Genomic DNA, 19862 nt, shown 5'->3' with positions numbered 1-19862 from the left:
AATGCAGCCATAGGCTGACAGGGGTTTGCGCCTTGGGCGCACCCTTTACAGACGTTCTTCGGCAAGGTATCAAGGCGTATCCAAGGCCTTCAGCCCCATGCCAACAAGGAAAGTCTCGGACGATTTGTCGCGCGAGGCCTTGGGTTTGAAGGGCTTCACGGTGCGGAAATTCGCCTTGAAGAGCTTCACCAGTTCGTCGTAGCCGCTGCCGTGAAACACCTTGGCCACCAGCGCCCCCTCGGGTTTGAGGTGGTGTTGCGAAAAATCGATGGCCAGCTCGATCAGGTGCGCCACCCGGGCAGCGTCCGCCGAATGGATGCCCGACAGGTTGGGCGCCATGTCCGACACCACCAGATCGGCCTTGCGGCCGGCCAGCACGCCAAGCAACTGCTGCAGCAACGCGTCTTCGCGGAAATCCCCCTGCAGGAAGGTCACGCCTTCGATGGGGTCCATCGCCAGCATGTCGAGCGCGACGATGGTGCCGTTCAGCGAACCGGCCGCCGCGCCGTCGGGGGACATGCGCCGGCGCAGGTACTGGCTCCAGGCGCCCGGGGTAGACCCCAGGTCCACCACCAGCTGGCCCGGCTTGACGAGCCCGAACGACTCGTCGATTTCCTTCAGTTTGTAGGCGGCGCGCGCCCGGTAACCCTCTCGCGCGGCGAGTTTCACGTAGGGGTCGTTGATATGGTCGTGAAGCCACGCTTTATTGACTTTTTTGCTTTTGGCTTTGGTGCTCATGAGGGTCTTCGTGTACGCGTCGATAATACGGGGATGCCCGCCATTCAACTTACCCCTGCCGAGCGCAAGGTGCACCGCGCCGAAGCTCACCACCTGGATCCGATCGTCATGGTCGGTGGAGACGGGCTCACCCCTGCCGTAAAAAAAGAAGCCGACGCGGCGCTCAAGGCCCACGGCCTGATCAAGATCCGCGTTTTCTCCGACGACCGCCTCGCCCGCGACGCCATGCTGCGCGAACTGTCCGACGAACTGGATGCCGCCCCGATCCAGCACATCGGCAAGCTGCTGGTGCTCTGGCGCCCGATCCCCGAAAAGGAACGTACGGTCGATGAAGACCGCATGCCGGGTCCGCGCGACGTCAAGATCGTCAAGTACAGCAAGCGCGGCGGCCAGCGCCCCGAAATCAAGACCCTGCGCGTCCTGGGCAACCAGCGCCTGACCCCCGGCGGCAACATCAAGCGTGCCAAGGCGAAGCGTCCGCTGTCGGCCAAGAAGCGCAACCAGGCAGATTGAGCTTGGCGCCAGCGCAAGGCGCCCAGCGCCATATCCTCTGCATGAAGTGGGGCACGAAGTACGGCCCCGAATACGTCAACCGGCTCTACGCGATGGTGCGCCGCAATCTCAGCGGTGACTTCAAATTCGTCTGCCTGACGGACGACGGCAACGGCATCCACCCCGAAGTGACGTGCCTGCCGATTCCGCCGCTCAACCTGCAACTGGCCCCCGGCCAGCGCGACGGTGCCTGGAAGAAGCTCACGACCTTCGAGCAGGACCTGCACGGCCTGCGCGGCACCGCCCTCTTCCTCGACCTCGACGTGGTGGTGGTGGGCCCGCTGGACGCCTTCTTCGAGCAGCCCGGCGAGTTCCTGATCATTCACGACTACGCCCGCCCCTGGCGGCGCGAGCGCATCACCGGGAACTCGTCGGTCTACCGTTTCGAGTTGGGCGCCCATGCCGACGTGCTGGCGTACTTTCGCGCCAACATGGACAAGGTGCAAACGGAGTACCGCAACGAACAGGCCTACCTGTCGGACGTGCTCCACCAGCAGGGCAAGCTGGCGTACTGGCCCCAGGCCTGGTGCCCGAGCTTCAAGTACCACGGCATTCCGACCTGGCCGACCAACTACTGGGAAGAGCCTTTCGTGCCCGAGGGCGCACGCATCATGGTGTTCCATGGCGAGTGCAACCCGCCTGATGCACTGGCGGGCCGCCGCAACCGCGCCTTCCGGTACATCCGTCCGGCGCGCTGGGTCGCGAAATACTGGAAAGAGTAAGGGCGAGGCGGCCGTTGCCGCCTCTGCCGTTCAGCCCGGCTTGCGGGGCGCGCCCATGCGCCAGAGCAACACACCCGCGCACAGCCACTGCGCCAGGTACATGCCGCTGCCGACGGAATGCCATAGCTTGAGGTTTTCGCGCGCCAGGATGTGCGGCGCCACGGCGTACTGCTGCAGCAACGCCAGCAGCAGCGCGGCCAGGATCAGGAACATGGACGTCATGACCGGCCCGTCCATGCGCTCGTCCGCCTTGGTCCTGAAATGGATCAGCAGGATCAGCCCGCAAGCGATCGCAATCCAGCTCTGCGCCTCGAACAACTGACCGGCGAAGTTGCCCGCCACCGACGGGTTGCCCAGCCTGGCGAACAGCATCGGCACCACCAGAAAGCCGATCGTGGTGAGGCTGCCCCACCAGAAGGCAGCCAGCATCAGCGCAACGCGGTCTTTCATCGAAGAGGCGATCAGATGTAGCGAACGGCCACGATCTCGTAGCGCTTCAGGCCGCCCGGTGCCTGCACTTCGGCGGTATCGCCCTCTTCCTTGCCGATGAGCGCGCGCGCGATGGGGCTGGAGATGTTGATCAGGCCGAGCTTCAGGTCGGCTTCGTCTTCGCCGACGATCTGGTACTTCACGGCCTCGCCTGACTCTTCTTCCTCGAGATCGACGGTCGAGCCGAACACCACCTTGCCGCCGGCATCGAGCTCGCTCGGATCGATGATCTGTGCAGCCGACAGCTTGCCTTCGACCTCCTGGATGCGGCCTTCGATGAAGCCCTGGCGGTCCTTCGCGACTTCGTACTCGGCGTTCTCGCTCAGGTCGCCCTGGGCACGCGCTTCGGAAATCGCATTGATGACCCAGGGACGGTCCACCGTCTTGAGTTGATGCAGTTCGGCGCGCAGTTTTTCAGCGCCGCGCTTGGTGACTGGTACGGTTGCCATGTTGTGGGTTCTCCATAAAGCGAAACCGCCGAACGCTGCCGTTCGGCGGTCGAGTGAAAACAGGGTCAGACGAGTGTGCGTCCGGTCAGCCGGCTCAGGATGGCGAGCGGGCTCGAGTCGGGATTGTATTGCTTCGATGCGGCCAGATGAAGGGTCTGCTCGAGCATGTACTGGCCGGCCATCACGGCGTGCGAGGTCTGGTCGGAGAAGCACACCCACACCGAACCCGGCGGGAACTTGGCTGTTTCCTGCGGCGAGCTTTCCTGGTACGCCAGGTCTGACTTCATGCCGTCGTGCAACTGCAGCATCAGGTGGTCGTACTCGCTGCGAAACGACTTCGTCACGCGCAATGCGCGCAGCATTTTGGCCTGCCAGCGCACATAGGGCTTGGCACGCGGGAGGAAGCGACGGGCGACGTCTTCGAAAGGCTCGCCGACACGCCACACGCGCGGTGCGCCTTCGGGGTTGACGTTGGTGAACACGCGCAAGATGCGCTCGCCGTAGTTCGGCCGCGACGGGAACGCATCGACGTGCAGGCGCCGGTCGTCCGCGCGCCATGACTGCACCCGCGTCTCGACCTGCGCCGGCCGGTAGCTGGTAGGCGCCAGCCGCAAGGCCGGCGTGTAGCGCGGCAGCAGCCCGTGAATGAGCTGCTGCGCCTGTGCGCGAAAGCGCCCCACCATCGCGGCCGCCGTGCGTTGCACCGCCTCGTCGCCGACGGCGCCCTTGAGCTTGCCGTTGGCGTCCAGGCTGATGTTGCGCACGTCGGGCGACAGCAGGCTGGGCGTGAGCAGGCTGCGTTCTTCAGGCAGCAACTCGAAGCCCAGCCGCGGAAAGTACAGCACCTTGCCCGCTTCCAGCGCCGCGATCCACGCCTCGTTGGGCGTGGCCGCATTCCAGTCCGTCAGGTCCAGTTCGACGAGCTGCGTGTCCATGGCGCTCAGGCTCAGGCCACCGCAGCAAGCTGCGCGTGCATCTCCTGCACCGAGATCACGCCCAGCTCGTCCATGAAGCCCATGCCCTCGACCGCGGCTTCGGCGCCGAAGATCGTGGTGAACGTGGTCACGCGCGCCAGCAGCGCGGAGGTACGGATCTGCCGCGAATCGGTGATCGCGTTGCGGCGCTCTTCCACCGTGTTGATGACCAGGGCAATCTCGTTGTTCTTGATCATGTCCACGATGTGCGGGCGGCCTTCGGTCACCTTGTTCACCGTGGCGCATTCGATGCCCGCCGCGCTGATGGCTGCTGCCGTGCCCTTGGTTGCCGTCAGCACGAAGCCGAGCTTGACCAGGCCGCGCGCCACTTCCACAGCACGCGCCTTGTCGTTGTTCTTCACCGAGATGAAGACCTTGCCCGACTTCGGCAGCAGCGTACCCGCGCCGATCTGCGACTTGACGAAGGCTTCGCCGAAGGTCTTGCCCACGCCCATCACTTCGCCGGTCGACTTCATCTCGGGGCCGAGGATGGTGTCCACGCCCGGGAACTTGACGAACGGGAACACGGCTTCCTTCACGCTGAAGTAAGGCGGCGTCACTTCCTTCGTCACGCCCTGCGACGCGAGCGACTGGCCCGCCATGCAGCGTGCCGCCACCTTGGCGAGCTGGATGCCGGTCGCCTTGCTCACGTAGGGCACGGTGCGCGATGCACGCGGGTTCACTTCGAGCACGTAGATGACGTCCTTGCCGTCCTTCTGCTGGATCGCGAACTGCACGTTCATCAGGCCGACCACGTTCAGCGCCTTCGCCATGGCGGCACTCTGGCGCTTCAGTTCGGCGATGGTCTCGGCGTTCAGGCTGTAGGGCGGCAGCGAACAGGCGGAGTCGCCCGAGTGAACGCCGGCCTGTTCGATGTGCTCCATCACGCCGCCGATCAGCGTGCCGCCTTCGGCGTCGCGGATGCAGTCGACGTCGCACTCGACGGCGTCGTTCAGGAAGCGGTCGAGCAGCACGGGAGAATCGTTGCTCACCTTGACCGCTTCGCGCATGTAGCGCTCGAGGTCGCGCTGCTCGTGCACGATTTCCATCGCGCGGCCGCCGAGCACGTAGCTCGGGCGCACCACCAGCGGATACCCGAGGGCCGCGGCCTTTTCGAGCGCTTCGGGTTCGGTGCGCGCGGTGGCGTTCGGTGGCTGGCGCAGGCCCAGCTCATGCAGCAGCTTCTGGAAGCGCTCGCGGTCTTCGGCTGCGTCGATCATGTCGGGCGAGGTGCCGATGATCGGCACGCCGTTGGCTTCGAGATCGAGCGCGAGCTTGAGCGGCGTCTGGCCGCCGTACTGCACGATCACGCCGAGCGGCTTTTCCTTGTCGACGATCTCGAGCACGTCTTCGAGCGTCAGCGGCTCGAAGTACAAGCGGTCGGAGGTGTCGTAGTCGGTCGACACGGTCTCGGGGTTGCAGTTGACCATGATGGTCTCGTAGCCGTCCTCGCGCAGGGCAAGCGCGGCGTGCACGCAGCAGTAGTCGAACTCGATGCCCTGGCCGATGCGGTTGGGACCGCCGCCGAGCACCATGATCTTCTTCTTGTCCGTCGGGTCGGCTTCGCACTCGTCTTCATACGTCGAGTACATGTAGGCGGTGTTGGTCGCGAACTCGGCCGCGCAGGTGTCCACGCGCTTGTAGACCGGGCGCACGCCCAGGGCGCGGCGCTTTTCGCGGATGGCCGTGTCGGTCGTCTTCAGCTGGCGCGCCAGGCGGCGGTCAGAGAAGCCCTTCTTCTTCAACGCGAGCAGCGTGTCCTTGTCGATGTCGTCCAGCGACTTGGTTTCCAGCTCGAGCTCGATCTTCACGATCTCTTCGATCTGCACCAGGAACCACGGGTCGATCTTGGTGAGTGCGAACACTTCATCGACGCTCAGACCCATGGCAAAGGCATCGCCCACGTACCAGATGCGCTCGGGTCCGGGTTCGCCCAGTTCCTTTTCGAGCACTTCGCGGTCCTGAGTCTTCTCGTTCAGGCCATCGACGCCCACTTCGAGACCGCGCAGGGCCTTCTGGAACGATTCCTGGAAGGTGCGGCCCATGGCCATGACCTCGCCCACCGACTTCATCTGCGTGGTGAGGCGCGAGTCGGCCTGCGGGAATTTCTCGAAGGCGAAACGCGGGATCTTGGTCACCACGTAGTCGATCGACGGTTCGAACGACGCGGGCGTGGCGCCGCCGGTGATTTCGTTGCGCAGCTCGTCGAGCGTGTAGCCCACCGCCAGCTTGGCCGCGACCTTGGCGATCGGGAAGCCCGTGGCCTTTGAGGCCAGCGCCGAGGAGCGCGACACGCGCGGGTTCATCTCGATGACGACCATGCGGCCGTCCTTCGGGTTGATGGAGAACTGCACGTTCGAGCCGCCGGTGTCCACGCCGATCTCTCGCAGCACGGCCAGCGAGGCGTTGCGCAGGATCTGGTATTCCTTGTCGCTCAGCGTTTGCGCGGGGGCCACGGTGATCGAGTCGCCGGTGTGCACGCCCATCGGGTCGAGGTTTTCGATCGAGCAGACGATGATGCAGTTGTCGGCCTTGTCGCGCACGACTTCCATCTCGTACTCTTTCCAGCCGAGCAGCGACTCTTCGATCAGCAGCTCGTTGGTGGGCGAGGCTTCGATGCCGCGCTTGCAGATGGTCTCGAACTCGTCTGGGTTGTAGGCGATGCCGCCGCCGGTGCCGCCCAGCGTGAAGCTGGGGCGGATCACGGTCGGGAAGCCGAGCGTCTTCTGCACCACCCAGGCTTCTTCCATCGTGTGCGCGATGCCCGAGCGGGCCGAACCGAGACCGATCTTGGTCATCGCGTCCTTGAACTTCAGGCGGTCTTCGGCCTTGTCGATGGCCTCGGGCGTGGCGCCGATCAGCTCGACCGGCTTGCCAGTGGTCGCGCCCGTGTACTTGTCGAGCACGCCGTTGCGCCACAGGTCGAGCGCGCAGTTCAGCGCGGTCTGGCCGCCCATGGTCGGCAGGATCGCGTCGGGGCGTTCCTTGGCGATGATCTTCTCGACCGTCTGCCAGGTGATGGGCTCGATGTAGGTGACGTCGGCCGTGGCCGGGTCGGTCATGATCGTCGCGGGGTTGCTGTTGATCAGGATGACCTTGTAGCCCTCCTCGCGCAGCGCCTTGCAGGCCTGCACGCCGGAGTAGTCGAACTCGCAGGCCTGGCCGATGATGATCGGGCCGGCGCCGATGATGAGGATCGATTTGAGGTCTGTGCGCTTAGGCATTCTTGCTCTCCGTCTTTTCCGTCTTGTGCTTTTCCATGAGTGCCGTGAAGCGATCGAACAAATAGCCGATGTCATGCGGACCAGGCGACGCTTCAGGGTGGCCCTGGAAGCAGAACGCGGGCTTGTCGGTGCGCGCCAGGCCCTGCAACGTGTTGTCGAACAGGCTGATGTGGGTGGGACGCAGGTTGGCCGGCAGCGACTTTTCGTCGACCGCAAAGCCATGGTTCTGGCTGGTGATGCTCACGCGGCCGTTGTCGAGGTCTTTCACCGGATGGTTCGCGCCGTGGTGGCCGAACTTCATCTTGAAGGTCTTCGCGCCTGAGGCCAGCGCCATGATCTGGTGGCCCAGGCAGATGCCGAAGGTGGGAATGCCGGTCTCGATCAGTTCCTTGACCGCGCTGATGGCGTAGTCGCAGGGCTCCGGGTCGCCGGGGCCGTTGGCCAGGAAGATGCCGTCGGGTTTCAGCTTGAGCACGTCGGCCGCAGGCGTTTGCGCCGGCACCACGGTGATGCGCGCGCCGCGCTGGGCGATCATGCGCAGGATGTTCTTCTTCACGCCGTAATCGAAGGCGACGACATGGAACTTCGGCGTGATCTGCACGCCGTAGCCCGCGCCCAGCTTCCACTCGGTTTCGGTCCACTCGTAGGTCTGCGTGACCGACACCACCTTGGCCAGGTCGAGGCCGGCCATGCTCGGCGCGGCCTTGGCGGCGGCAATGGCCTCGTCGATGAGCGCCTGCGTCACGGCCTCGCCTTGCGCCAGGCCCAGGATGCAGCCGTTCTGCGCGCCGTGGGTGCGCAGGTGACGCGTGAGCTTGCGGGTGTCGATGTTGGCGATGGCCACCGTCTTGCCGGCCACGAGGTATTCGCTCAGCGTGGCGGTCTGGCGGAAGTTGGAGGCGACGAGGGGCAGGTCCTTGATGATCAGGCCCGCGGCATGGATCTTGTCGGCTTCGATGTCTTCCCCGTTGACGCCGTAGTTGCCGATGTGCGGATACGTGAGTGTCACGATCTGCTGGCAGTAGCTCGGGTCGGTGAGGATTTCCTGGTAACCGGTCATGGCGGTGTTGAACACCACCTCACCGATCGTGGAGCCGGCGGCTCCGATCGAATTGCCTTGAAAGACCGTGCCGTCTGCGAGCGCCAGGATGGCGGGCGGGAAGTTTCCCTTGAGAGACAAAAGCACTGGGTTCTCCGAATGGTTACGGTCGCCCGGAGCCCCAGGCGCGTTGCCTGCGGACTGCTGCTTCAGGGGATTTTGGCGTTGTAGGCGGCCGGGCGACGCTATTGCGAGTAAGCCCCCGATTGTAGCTCGGACTGGGTGTGCTATTGAGCCTGCAGGGCCGCTCCGCTGGCGTGCAGGCAAATCGCGGCGGCAGCAGCCACGTTGAGCGACTCTTCGCCGCCGGGCTGCGCAATGCGGATGTGGTGCGTGGCCCTCGCCTCCAGCGCGGGCGACACGCCCTGCCCTTCATGCCCCATCAACCAGGCGCAAGGATGCGGCAGTTCGGCCTTGTGCAGCCACTCGCCACGGTGCGAGCTGGTCGCGACCAGCGGCACCCGCAGGGCGTCGAGCGCGTCGGCGTCCACGCCTTCGATCAGCCGCAGGCCGAAATGGGCGCCCATGCCGGCGCGCAGCACCTTCGGCGCCCACAGTGCGGCCGTGCCCTTCAGCGCAATCACCTGGGTGAAGCCGAACGCGGCGGCGCTGCGCAGGATGGAGCCCGCGTTGCCCGCGTCCTGCAGGCGGTCGAGCACGACGCTGGGGGCGTCGGGAATCAGTTCGGGACGGGCCGGCAGGTCGAGCACGAAACCCATGGGCGCGGGCGACTCGAGTCCGCTGACACCGCGCAGCAGATCGTCGGCGACCACCACGGTTTTGATAGCGCCATTCGTCCATTCGACGGGCGCATTGGGCCAAAAAGACGCCGAAAACACAGCGATGGCCGGCTTCACGCCGCGCGCCAGCGCCGCCCGGCAAAGGTGGTCGCCCTCGAGCCAGATCCGGCCCAGCTTGCGGTAGGCGCCCGGGTCTTGCGCGAGCTTGCGCAGGTCCTTGAGCAGCGGGTTGTCGCGCGAGCTGATGTGGCTGGCGCTGGTGTCGGAGGTCATCGGGGGAATGTTCAGGGCGCTGTGCGCAGGTCCAGGTGCACGGTCTCGGCAACACCGACGACGACCATCGCGGGCTGCATCGCGTCCACCGGAAGCACCAGGTTCAAGACACCGCCGGTGCGGGCCAGCGCCGCGGCCACGGGGCTGAACGACCTGCGGTGGTGCACGCAGGCGCCATGGCGCTGCAAGGCTTCGAGGTGCTCCGGCGTGCCATAGCCCTTGTGGCCGGCAAAGCCGTAGTGAGGGAACTCGGCGTGCAGTTGCTCGCAGAGCCGGTCTCGGTGCACCTTCGCCAGGATCGATGCGGCGGAAATCGCCTTGACCCGGGAGTCGCCGCGCACGATGGCCTCGGCCAGCACGTCCAGTGTCGGCAGGCGGTTGCCGTCGACCAGCACTTTCACGGGCTTCAGGCGCAGCCCTTCGACTGCGCGCCGCATCGCGATCATGGTCGCCTGCAGGATGTTGTGGGTATCGATTTCTTCCACGGTGGCCTGCGCGATCGAGCAGCACAGCGCCTGGGCCAGGATCTGGTCGTGCAGGCGCTCCCTTTGCAGGGCCGTGAGTGTCTTGGAGTCCGCGAGGCCACGGATCGGGCGCAGGTCGTCCAGGATGACCGCGGCCGCGACCACGGGGCCGGCCAGCGGCCCGCGGCCCGCCTCGTCGACGCCCGCCATCAAGCCCGGTGCGTCCCACACCAGCGGAGCCTGCTCAGCCTTCAAGAACTTTCTGGATCGCATCGGCGCAAAGTGTCGGCGTGTCGCGCTGCAATTGCACATGCAGCTCTGAAAATTTGTGTTGCAGGGCCTGCATTTTTTCCGGCGCATCGAGCCATTCCAGCGTGGCCCGGGCCAGCGCCTCGGGCGTGGCGGCTTCCTGCAGAAGCTCGGGCACCACGAAATCGCGGCACAGGATGTTGGGCAAACCAACCCAGGGCTGCAGCTGCTTGCGCTGCATGAGGCGCCACGACAGCGCGTTCATGTTGTAGGCGATGACCATCGGCCGCTTGTACAGCGCCGCCTCGAGCGTGGCAGTGCCGCTGGCGATCAGGGTGGCGTCGCAGGCGGCGAGCGCGGCGTGCGACTGGCCGTCGAGCAGCGTCACATGGCCGGTCATGCCGCTGGCCTGAAGCAGGCCTTCAACCTCGGCGCGCAGGCCCGGCAGGACCGGGGCCACGAACTGGATGCCGGGACGCTGCTTGTGCATCAGCGCGGCGGCAGCGAAGAAGCGGGCGGCCAGGTAGCGCACTTCCGAGCGGCGGCTGCCAGGCAGCAAGGCGACGACCTGCGCGTCGGGCGCCAGGCCCAGCGCGGCGCGGGCGCCGGCGCGGTCGGGGGTCATCGGGATCACGTTGGCCAGCGGGTGGCCCACGTAGCTGCCCGCCACGCCGTGCTCCGCCAGCAACGCCGGCTCGAACGGGAAGATGCACAGCACGTGGTCGGCCGCAGCCCGGACCTTCTCGATGCGCTCCGGCCGCCAGGCCCAGATCGACGGGCAGATGAAATGCACCGTCTTCATGCCGCGGCTGCGCAGGCCGGCTTCAAGATCGAGATTGAAATCGGGCGCATCGACGCCGATGAACAGCTCCGCCCATTCGCGCAGCAGCCGCGCCTTGAGCTTGCGGCGAATGCCGGCGATTTCCGCGTAGTGCCGCAGCACCTCGACATAGCCGCGCACCGCGAGTTTCTCCTGCGGCCACCAGCTCTGCAGGCCATGGGCCAGCATGCGCGGACCGCCGATGCCGACGGTCTCGAGGCCGGGCCAGCGGGCCTGGAGCCCGTCGAGCAACAGGCCGGCGAGCAGGTCGCCGGAAGCTTCGCCTGCGACCAGCGCGAAACGCCGCTGCCCGTCCTTGTGCATCGCTGTCACGTCAGCGCGCGATGCCGCGCGTCGAACTGGCGAGAAAGGCGTCCATCAGCGCGACGTCTTCGGACGCTTCCGGCATTTCCGCAGCCAGCGCGGCAATGCCGGCACGCGCCTCGTCCAGCGTCTTGCCCTGGCGGTACAGCAGCCGGTGCATCTGCTTCACGGCCGCGAGCCGTTGCGCAGAAAAGTCGCGCCGGCGCAGGCCCACGACGTTGAAACCGCGCACCGCCAGCGGATTGCCGTCGACCAGCATGAAAGGCGGCACGTCTTGAGACACCGCGCTCGCGAAGCCGACCATGGCATGGGCACCGACCGACACGAACTGGTGAATGCCGGTGAGCCCGCCCACCGTGACCCAGTCGGCCAGGTGCACATGCCCCGCCAGCGTGGTGTTGTTGGCCAGCGTGGTGTGGTTGTCGACACGGCAGTCGTGCGCGATGTGCGTGTACGCCATGATCCAGTTGTCGTTGCCCACGCGCGTCACACCCCCCGCCCCCGGCACGCCGAGGTTGAAGGTGCAGAACTCGCGAATCACGTTGCGGTCGCCGATGACGAGCTCGGTCGGCTCGCCGGCGTACTTCTTGTCCTGCGGCACCGCGCCGAGGGACGAGAACTGGAAGATCCTGTTGTCGCACCCGATGGTGGTGCGCCCTTCGATCACGCAATGCGCGCCGATGGTGGTGCCCGCGCCCACCCGCACACGCGGACCGATCACGGTATACGGCCCGACCGACACCGAGGCGTCGAGTTGGGCCTGCGGGTCGACGAGTGCTGTCGAATGAACCTGGGTCATGCCTTGTGGTGAGTGCGGCCGGATCAGTTGATCTGGCGCATCGCGCACATCAGCGTCGCCTCGCAGGCGAGTTCGCTGCCGACCAGGGCCCGGCCCTTGAACTTGGAGATGCCCGCCTTCATGCGTTCGATCTCGACTTCGAGCGTCAACTGGTCGCCGGGCTCCACGGGCCGCTTGAAACGCGCGCCGTCGATGGCGGCGAAGTAGTAGACCGTGTTGTCGTCCGGCACGATGTCCAGCGAATGAAACGACAGCAGCGCCGCGGCCTGCGCCATCGCCTCGAGCATCAGCACGCCAGGCATCACCGGGCGATGCGGAAAGTGGCCGTTGAAGAACGGCTCGTTCATCGTCACGTTCTTCAGCGCCGTGATGCGCTTGCCCTTTTCCATGTCGAGCACGCGGTCCACCAGCAAGAACGGGTAGCGGTGAGGCAGCAGCTTGAGGATTTGATGGATATCGAGCGTCGTCGTCATGATGTTCTGTTCCTGCATCGTCGTCATTTCTTTGAGGGAGCCTTCTCCAGCGCCTTCAGTCGTTCGCGCAGGCTGTGCAACTGCTTGAGCGTTGCCGCATTTTTTTCCCAGCTCGCATTGTCATCGATGGGAAACATACCGGTGTACTGGCCGGCCTTGTGGATCGAACGGGTAACCGTCGTGGCGGCGGACACGTGCACGCCGTCTGCCACCGTCAGGTGCCCCAGCACGATGGCGCCGCCGCCGAAGGTGCAGTTGGCACCGATCACGGCGCTGCCGGCCACGCCGACGCACCCTGCCATGGCGGTGTTCTTGCCGACGCGCACGTTGTGGCCGATCTGGATCAAGTTGTCGAGCTTCACGCCGTCTTCGATCACGGTGTCGTCGAGCGCGCCGCGGTCGATGCAGGTGTTGGCGCCGATCTCGACATCGTTGCCGATGCGCACCGCGCCCAACTGCTCGATCTTGACCCACTGCCCTGCGTGCAGGGCCAGGCCGAACCCGTCCGCGCCGATGACCACGCCCGGGTGCAGCAGGCAGCGCTCACCGATGGTGCAGTCTTCGCTGACCGTCACGCGCGACTTCAGCACGGTGCCTGCGCCGATGCGCGCGCCCCGCTCCACCACACACAGCGCGCCGATGCGCGCGGTGGCATCCACCTGGGCCTCGGCGTGGATCACCGCGCTTGGATGGATCCGATCGGTCTCCGGACGCGCGTGATGCGCCTTCCAGAGCTGGGTCAACCGGGCAAAGTAGAAATAGGGATCGGGCGTCACGATGAACGCCCCGCGCGCCTCGGCAGCCTCGCGCATGGCGGGCGACACGATCACGCAGGCGGCTTTGGAGGCCGCGAGTTCCTGCTGGTATTTGGGATGGCTCAGGAAACTGAGCGCATCGGTCTGTGCATTCTGCAGCGGCGCGAGCCGCTCGATGGACAGCGCTGCATCGCCATGAAGCTCGCCCCCCAGGGCGTCGACGATGGCTCCGAGCTGCAATGACACGCCGACTCCCGGCGCTACTTGCCGGCTGCAGGCGCGGAAGAGCTGACCGACGCGTTCAGCGCCTTGATCACCTTGTCGGTGATGTCGTGCTTCGGATTGATGTAGATCGCCTCTTGCAGGATCGCGTCGTACTTTTCAGTTTCGGCCACCTGCTTCACCACGCGGTTGGCGCGCTCGTAGACCTGCTGCAGCTCTTCGTTCTTGCGTGCGTTCAGGTCTTCCTGGAACTCTCGGCGCTTGCGCTGGAAGTCGCGGTCCTGATCGACCAAACCGCGCTGGCGGGAGACTCTCTGGCTTTCCGACAGAGTCGGCGCTTCGCGCTCGAACTTCTCGGAAGCGGCCTTCAGTGCATCGCCCTGAACGGTCAGGTCTTTTTCACGCTTCAGGAACTCGACCTCGAGCTTCGCCTGAGCGGCTTTGGCCGGCTGCGCCTCGCGCAGCACGCGGTCCGGGTTCACAAAACCGATGCGAAACGTTTCCTGTGCCTGCGCCGGCGCAGCGGCGAACACAAGAGCGGGGATCAACAACGCGCCGGCCGCGGCGCGAATCAAATGCTTCATTTAGAAAGACGTTCCGATCTGGAATTGGAGGCGCTGAATTCTATCCTTCGGGATCGTGATGAATCCGGTCTTGGGATCCGTCACTTCCTTCTGGGACAAGACGGGGAATGCATAAGCCAGGCGCAGCGGCCCCAGCGGCGAGATCCAGCTGACACCCAGGCCCACCGAGGCGCGCAGCTTCTTCTCGGCCTTCCATTGCTCGTCGGTCAGGCCGGCCGAGCGCGAACCGAACACATTGCCGATGTCGAAGAATCCGTACAGACGCAGCGTGCGGTCGTTGCCGGCACCCGGGAACGGCGTGCTCAGTTCGGCATTGAAGATCGCCTTCTTGGTGCCGCCGAGCGCTGCGCCTTCGGTCTGGCCGAACAAGGGCACATCGCGCGGACCCAGCGAGTTCTGCTCGAAACCACGAATCGAGCCCAGGCCGCCTGCGTAGAAGTTCTTGAAGATCGGATAGACCTTGCCGCCCAGCGCCTTGGCATAGCCGACTTCGCCGTTCACCGAGAAGGTGTACTGCTTGTTGATCGCGAAGAACTGCTGGTACTGGTAGTTCGTCTTGACGTACTTCATTTCGCCGGCCGCACCCACTTCGAGGTTGGCGCGTTGCAGGCGGCCCGTGGTCGGGATCAGCGCGCTGTCGCGGTTGTCGCGGCCCCAGCCGATGCTGAGTGGCACGCCCCAGACGCTCTTCTGGTCGCAACCGATCACCAGGATGCCGGTGGGATCCTTCTTGCACTGGAAGTAGTTCAGGTACGACGGCGGCGTGGTCAAGCCGGAAAACGCCGTCGAACTGTTCGCGTCGAATGCATAACGCTCCAGACCGATGCCGAAGAACACCGTGTCGATTTCGCTGAACGGCACGCCGAAACGAATGGAGCCACCCTGGTTCACCAGCTTGTAGTCGCCGTCGATCGACGACGAGTACGGGCGCGTGGTGGTGTGATACAGGCTGATCGTGCGGGAGATGCCGTCCTGCGTGAAATACGGGTCGGTGGTGGTGACCGACAGCGTGCGGTTGTATTTGCTGGTGTTGACCTGCACGCCCAGGAAGTTGCCCGAGCCGAACACGTTTTCCTGCGAGATGCCGAAAGTCAGCGCGACCTTCTCGGCGCTCGAATAGCCAGCGCCGAGCTGCAGGCTGCCAGTCGGCTTTTCGGCCACGTTGACGGTCAGGTCCACCTGATCGGGCGAACCGGTCACTTCCTGCGTATCGACGGTCACTTCGGTGAAGAAACCGAGGCGGTCGACGCGGTCTCGCGAGAGCTTGATCTTGTCGCCGTCGTACCAGGAAGCTTCGAACTGGCGGAACTCGCGGCGGATGACTTCGTCGCGGGTCTTGTTGTTGCCGCCGACGGAAACCTTGCGCACGTAAACGCGGCGCGCGGGCTCAGCCTGCAGCGTGAGCGCCACGCGGTTGTTGACGCGGTCGATGTCCGGGCGCGCCTGCACGCGTGCGAACGCATAGCCGAAGGTGCCGAAATAGTCGTTGAAGGCCTTGGTGGTCTCGGTGACCAGCTCGCCGTTGTAGGGCTCGCCCGGCTTGATCGTGATCAGCGACTTGAACTCGTCGTCACGGCCGAGGTAGTTGCCGTCGAGCTTGACGCTCGACACCACGAACTTCTCGCCTTCGGTGATGTTGACGGTGACCGTCAGGTCCTTGCGGTCCGGCGAAATGGCGACCTGGGTCGAATCGATGCGGAACTCGAGATAGCCGCGCGTGATGTAGTACGAGCGCAGGGTTTCAAGGTCGGCGTTGAGCTTGGCGCGCGAGTACTGGTTCGACTTCGTGTACCAGCTCATGAAGCCGCCGCTGTCCTGGTCGAACAGGCTCAGCAACGTCGACTCGCTGAACGCCTTGTTGCCGACCACGTGCACTTCGCGGATGCGCGCCGATTCGCCTTCGGTGACGGTGAAGGTCAGGTTGACACGGTTGCGCTCGATGGGCGTGACGGTGGTCACGACCTGCGCGTTGTAGAGGCTGCGGCTCACGTACTGGCGCTTGAGCTCCTGCTCGGCGCGATCGGCCAGCGCCTTGTCGTAGGGCCGGCCGTCGGTCAAGCCAACTTCGCGCAACGCCTTCTGCAGCGCGGCCTTGTCGAATTCCTTGGTGCCGACGAAGTCGACGTCCGCGATGGTGGGCCGCTCTTCGACGATCACCACCAGCACATTGCCGTTCACATCGATGCGCACATCCTTGAACAACCCCAGGTCGAACAGTGCACGGATCGCGGCGGAGCCGCGGTCGTCGCTGTAGGTGTCACCCACGCGCAATGGCAGCGATGCGAAGATCGTGCCGGCTTCGACGCGTTGCAGACCTTCGACGCGGATATCGCGCACCGTGAAAGGCTCGACGGCCCAGGCTGCCGTGGCCGCGAGCGCGCTGGCAACCACCGCGGCAACGCTACGCAGGCGAAAGCGACTGAAGTTTTTGTTCATCTGTGAATTGAGCCGGCGCGGAAAAGGCCGGCAGAAAGTTAACCAAAGAGCCGTGTGACGTCGTTGAAGAGTGCAACCGACATCATGACCAGCAGCAGGGCGACACCCCCGCGCTGAAGCCGTTCCATCCAGGCGTCAGAGACGCTCTTGCCGGTCAGGCCCTCCCAAAGATAATACATCAGGTGCCCCCCATCGAGGACCGGGAGCGGCATGAGATTGAGCACGCCGAGGCTCACGCTGATGAGCGCCAGGAAGACCAGATACTGCGTGAAACCGAGGCTCGCGGACTTGCCCGCGTAGTCCGCGATCGTGAGCGGACCGCTCAGATTCTTGAGCGATGCCTCGCCGATGACCATCTTGCCCATCATGCGAACGGTCATCGCGGACACCTCCCAGGTGCGCACCACGCCGCGCCAGATGCCGTCGACCGGGCCCTGGCGCACCATCACCATTTCAGGCGCCGTGCCCACGTAGGCGCCGATGCGCCCGACCCTCGCGCCGCCCTCTTCCCGCACTTCGGGCTTCACGTCGATGGTGAGCGGCTGACCCGCGCGTTCGAGCTGCCAGGCCTGGATGCGCGGCTGGTCGCCGTCGACCGACGCCCGGATCACTTCGCGCAACTGCTGTCCGTCGACGATGGCGGTGGCGCCGATGGTGCGAACCACGTCGCCGCTGCGCAGTCCGGAGCGTTCTGCCGCGCTGCCGGCCATCACTTCACCGATTTCGGGCCGGGTCAGCGGCGCCAGCACGCCGATCTTGCGGAACATCTGCGGATCGGCGTCCTTGGTCTCCATGCGGCTCAGCGGGAGCACCACCTGGCGGGCGGGCCCGCCGCCCTCACCGGCGATTTCGAGCGTCAGGTCGTGACCGTCGAGCGCGCCGCGCGTCATGCGCCAGCGCAGGTCTTCAAAAGATTGCACGGGCGACAGGTCGCCGTCGAAGCCCGCTTGCGTGATGTGCTCGCCGCCGCGCAGGCCTGCGGCCTCCGCCAATGACGCCGCCACCGGCCGCGCGAGCTTGGCCACCGGCTCCTGCACGCCGATCCAGTTGACCGCGGTGTAGAGCGCCACCGCCAGCAGCAGGTTGGCGATCGGGCCCGCGGCGACGATGGCCGCGCGCGAGCGCAGGGGCTGGGTGTTGAAGGCGCGATGACGCTCTTCGGGCGCCACAGGTCCTTCGCGCTCGTCGAGCATCTTCACGTAGCCGCCGAGCGGGAAGAGGCCGATGACGAATTCGGTCGACTGCCCCGGGTGCTGGCGCTTCGGCCGCCAGCGCAACAGCGCCTTGCCGAACCCGACCGAGAAACGCTCCACCTTGACGCCGCAGGCGACCGCGACGCGGTAGTGGCCGTATTCGTGCACCGCGATCAGGACACCGAGTGCGACCACAAAGGCTATGACAGTGAGCAGCATCGGAATCCTTGGTTTCTGGGAGCGTCAGGCCGCGAAGCGCAGTGCCGCGGCATTGGCAGCCGCGCGCGCGCTGGCATCGAGCGCCAGCAGGTCGGCGAGCGATGCCGGCTTGGAGGGCGAGACCGCTTCCAAAGTTTCCATGTTGACCGCATGAATGCGGTCGAAACGCAGGCGGCGGTCCAGGAAGGCTGCCACGGCCACCTCATTGGCCGCATTGAGCACGGCGGTGGTGCCGGGCGCGGCGCGCAACGCGTGCCACGCCAGGCTCAGGCCCGGGAACAGCGCGGCATCGGGCGCTTCGAAGCTCAGCGCCGACATCTGGCGGAAGTCCAGCCGCGCGGCACCGCTCTCGATGCGCTCCGGCCAGGCCAGCCCGACCGCGATCGGCACCCGCATGTCGGGCGTGCCGAGCTGGGCGATGACCGAGGCGTCGGTGAACTGCACCATCGAATGCACCACGCTCTGCGGATGGATGACCACCTCGATCTGCTCCGGCGACACGCCGAACAGGTGGCGCGCCTCGATCACCTCGAGCGCCTTGTTCATCATCGTGGCCGAGTCGACCGAGATCTTGCGGCCCATCACCCAGTTCGGATGGGCGCACGCCTGCTCGGGCGTGACCGCGCCCAGCGTGCCGGGCGCCCGCGTGAGGAAGGGTCCGCCCGAGGCGGTCAGGATGATCTTGTCGATGCGGCGCGCCCACGTGGACGGGTCTTCGGGCAACGACTGGAAGATCGCCGAGTGCTCGCTGTCGATCGGCAGCAGCGTGGCACCGCCCTCGCGCACCGTGCGCATGAACAGCTCGCCGCCGACGACCAGCGCCTCCTTGTTGGCCAGCAGCAGCCGCTTGCCGGCACGCGCAGCGGCCAGGCAGGGACCGAGGCCCGCGGCGCCGACGATGGCGGCCATGACGGCATCGACATCCTGGTGAGACGCTATCGTTTCAAGAGCATCAGGTCCAGTCAATACAACCGTGTCCAGGCTGTTCTGCTTGATTTTTTCAGCCAGCACGGCGGCATGCGGCGCGCTGGCCATGACGGCGAACCGCGGCGAGAACTGCGCGCATTGCGCCAGCAATTCATCGACCTTGGTGGCCGCAGAAAGGGCGAACACCTCGAAGCGCTCGGCGTGCCGGGCGATGACGTCGAGTGTGCTCACGCCGACCGAACCGGTCGAACCGAGCACCGTGACGCGTTGTCTGGGAGTGTTCACAGGAAGGCCAGCATCATGGCGATGGGAAGGGTCGGCAAGAGGGCATCCACGCGATCAAGGACACCGCCGTGGCCGGGCAGCAGCCGGCTGCTGTCCTTGGCGCCGGCACTGCGCTTGATGAGGGATTCGACAAGATCGCCCACGACGCTCATCGCCGCGAGGAACAGCGCGCCGAGCAGCAGCAGCCACCAGCCACGCTCATTGAGCCGGGTGTACAGGCTGGCCACGGTCGCGCCCGCGGCCTTGTCGGCCCACACCCAGGCCACAGCCAGCACCACCACGCCGATCATGCCGCCCCATACGCCTTCCCAGCTCTTGCCGGGACTGATCGCGGGAGCGAGCTTGTTGCGGGTGAACTTGAGACCGAAGGCACGGCCGGCGAAATAGGCGAACACGTCCGCCACCCACACCAGCACCAGGATCGACAACAGGAAGTTGATGCCGATCATGCGGGCCTGCACCGCGGCCAGCCAGGCCACCCAGAGCGCCAGCAAGCCGCCCACCAAACGCAGGCCGCGCGGAATGCGGGGCCAGCCCGGCACCGCCACCCGCAACAGCGCGGCACCGCCCAGCACCCAGGCCGCGCTGGCCAGGGTCCACATCAAGACGAGCGGCTGCTCCAGCAGGCCCAGCCACCACGACAGCGCGCACAGCACCACCGTCTCGATGCCGAGAAACACCGAGAGCCGCTGGCCGTAGCCGTTCAGGCGGCCCCACTCCCAGGCGCCCGCGCCGATCAGCACCAGCATGACGCAGGCGAAGGGGATGTGGTTTCGGTAGAACAGCGCTGGCAGCAGGATCGCGAGCAGCACGATCGCTGTGAGGATGCGTTGTTTGAGCATGCGGGGGATT

The 19862-nt window shown here is 65.7% G+C and carries 19 protein-coding genes; 2 read left to right on the top strand and 17 right to left on the bottom strand.

Going from position 1 to position 19862, the window contains the following annotated elements:
* Positions 1-69: 69 nt before the first annotated feature.
* Positions 70-738 carry an RlmE family RNA methyltransferase gene (locus ACSFA5_RS11050; protein ID WP_435444041.1) on the bottom strand — a complete coding sequence of 223 codons (669 nt, stop codon included), beginning with the start codon at positions 736-738 and terminating at the stop codon, positions 70-72.
* A 33-nt stretch (positions 739-771) separates the two neighbouring features.
* On the opposite strand from ACSFA5_RS11050, the gene ACSFA5_RS11045 reads away from it, so the two are divergent.
* Positions 772-1251, top strand: coding sequence for a YhbY family RNA-binding protein (locus tag ACSFA5_RS11045; RefSeq protein ID WP_435444040.1), 480 nt, complete (start codon positions 772-774; stop codon positions 1249-1251).
* Between the two features lie 2 nt (positions 1252-1253).
* Positions 1254-2012 (top strand): glycosyltransferase, encoded by a 759-nt coding sequence (locus tag ACSFA5_RS11040; RefSeq protein WP_435444098.1) that lies wholly within the window; start codon positions 1254-1256, stop codon positions 2010-2012.
* 30 nt (positions 2013-2042) lie between these two features.
* Here the strand turns inward: ACSFA5_RS11040 and ACSFA5_RS11035 are convergent, their stop codons facing one another.
* From ACSFA5_RS11035 to ACSFA5_RS10960, 16 genes are all read right to left on the bottom strand, one after another.
* A complete protein-coding gene (locus tag ACSFA5_RS11035; protein WP_435444039.1) occupies positions 2043-2462 on the bottom strand; it encodes a DUF4149 domain-containing protein in 420 nt (139 codons plus the stop codon).
* 11 nt (positions 2463-2473) lie between these two features.
* Positions 2474-2950 carry a transcription elongation factor GreA gene (gene greA / locus ACSFA5_RS11030; protein WP_435444038.1) on the bottom strand — a complete coding sequence of 159 codons (477 nt, stop codon included), beginning with the start codon at positions 2948-2950 and terminating at the stop codon, positions 2474-2476.
* A gap of 65 nt (positions 2951-3015) precedes the next feature.
* Positions 3016-3885: a Kdo hydroxylase KdoO gene (locus ACSFA5_RS11025; protein WP_435444037.1), complete on the bottom strand. Its 870-nt coding sequence runs from the start codon at positions 3883-3885 to the stop codon at positions 3016-3018.
* An 11-nt stretch (positions 3886-3896) separates the two neighbouring features.
* Positions 3897-7148, bottom strand: a complete 3252-nt coding sequence (carB, locus tag ACSFA5_RS11020) for a carbamoyl-phosphate synthase large subunit (RefSeq protein ID WP_435444036.1) — start codon at positions 7146-7148, stop codon at positions 3897-3899.
* Positions 7141-8334, bottom strand: a complete 1194-nt coding sequence (gene carA / locus ACSFA5_RS11015; RefSeq protein ID WP_435444035.1) for a glutamine-hydrolyzing carbamoyl-phosphate synthase small subunit — start codon at positions 8332-8334, stop codon at positions 7141-7143. The genes carB and carA overlap by 8 nt, the downstream gene beginning before the upstream one ends.
* Before the next feature lie 140 nt (positions 8335-8474).
* Positions 8475-9260 carry a TrmH family RNA methyltransferase gene (locus tag ACSFA5_RS11010; RefSeq protein ID WP_435444034.1) on the bottom strand — a complete coding sequence of 262 codons (786 nt, stop codon included), beginning with the start codon at positions 9258-9260 and terminating at the stop codon, positions 8475-8477.
* An 11-nt stretch (positions 9261-9271) separates the two neighbouring features.
* Positions 9272-9997 (bottom strand): ribonuclease HII, encoded by a 726-nt coding sequence (gene rnhB / locus ACSFA5_RS11005; RefSeq protein ID WP_435444033.1) that lies wholly within the window; start codon positions 9995-9997, stop codon positions 9272-9274.
* Positions 9969-11117 carry a lipid-A-disaccharide synthase gene (lpxB, locus tag ACSFA5_RS11000; protein ID WP_435444097.1) on the bottom strand — a complete coding sequence of 383 codons (1149 nt, stop codon included), beginning with the start codon at positions 11115-11117 and terminating at the stop codon, positions 9969-9971. Before lpxB ends, rnhB begins: the two co-directional genes overlap by 29 nt.
* A gap of 10 nt (positions 11118-11127) precedes the next feature.
* Positions 11128-11916 carry an acyl-ACP--UDP-N-acetylglucosamine O-acyltransferase gene (lpxA, locus tag ACSFA5_RS10995; protein WP_435444032.1) on the bottom strand — a complete coding sequence of 263 codons (789 nt, stop codon included), beginning with the start codon at positions 11914-11916 and terminating at the stop codon, positions 11128-11130.
* A gap of 23 nt (positions 11917-11939) precedes the next feature.
* Entirely contained in the window at positions 11940-12389 is a 450-nt protein-coding gene (gene fabZ / locus ACSFA5_RS10990; protein ID WP_021007523.1) for a 3-hydroxyacyl-ACP dehydratase FabZ, read from the bottom strand.
* Positions 12390-12412: 23 nt separating this feature from the next.
* Positions 12413-13390, bottom strand: coding sequence for a UDP-3-O-(3-hydroxymyristoyl)glucosamine N-acyltransferase (gene lpxD, locus ACSFA5_RS10985; protein WP_435444031.1), 978 nt, complete (start codon positions 13388-13390; stop codon positions 12413-12415).
* A gap of 14 nt (positions 13391-13404) precedes the next feature.
* Positions 13405-13950 carry an OmpH/Skp family outer membrane protein gene (locus ACSFA5_RS10980; RefSeq protein WP_435444030.1) on the bottom strand — a complete coding sequence of 182 codons (546 nt, stop codon included), beginning with the start codon at positions 13948-13950 and terminating at the stop codon, positions 13405-13407.
* Positions 13951-16386 (bottom strand): outer membrane protein assembly factor BamA, encoded by a 2436-nt coding sequence (gene bamA / locus ACSFA5_RS10975; RefSeq protein WP_435444029.1) that lies wholly within the window; start codon positions 16384-16386, stop codon positions 13951-13953.
* Positions 16387-16424: 38 nt separating this feature from the next.
* Entirely contained in the window at positions 16425-17798 is a 1374-nt protein-coding gene (gene rseP / locus ACSFA5_RS10970) for an RIP metalloprotease RseP (protein WP_435444028.1), read from the bottom strand.
* Between the two features lie 24 nt (positions 17799-17822).
* Entirely contained in the window at positions 17823-19010 is a 1188-nt protein-coding gene (gene ispC / locus ACSFA5_RS10965; RefSeq protein ID WP_435444027.1) for a 1-deoxy-D-xylulose-5-phosphate reductoisomerase, read from the bottom strand.
* On the bottom strand, positions 19007-19852 hold the full coding sequence (locus ACSFA5_RS10960; protein WP_435444026.1) for a phosphatidate cytidylyltransferase: 846 nt from the start codon (positions 19850-19852) through the stop codon (positions 19007-19009). Before ACSFA5_RS10960 ends, ispC begins: the two co-directional genes overlap by 4 nt.
* Between the last annotated feature and the right edge of the window lie 10 nt (positions 19853-19862).

It is taken from the genome of Variovorax monticola (assembly GCF_051216855.1).
Lineage (GTDB): Bacteria > Pseudomonadota > Gammaproteobacteria > Burkholderiales > Burkholderiaceae_C > Variovorax.
The sequence above is the reverse complement of the archived record's forward strand: the minus strand, read 5'-3'. Positions and strand labels throughout refer to the sequence as shown.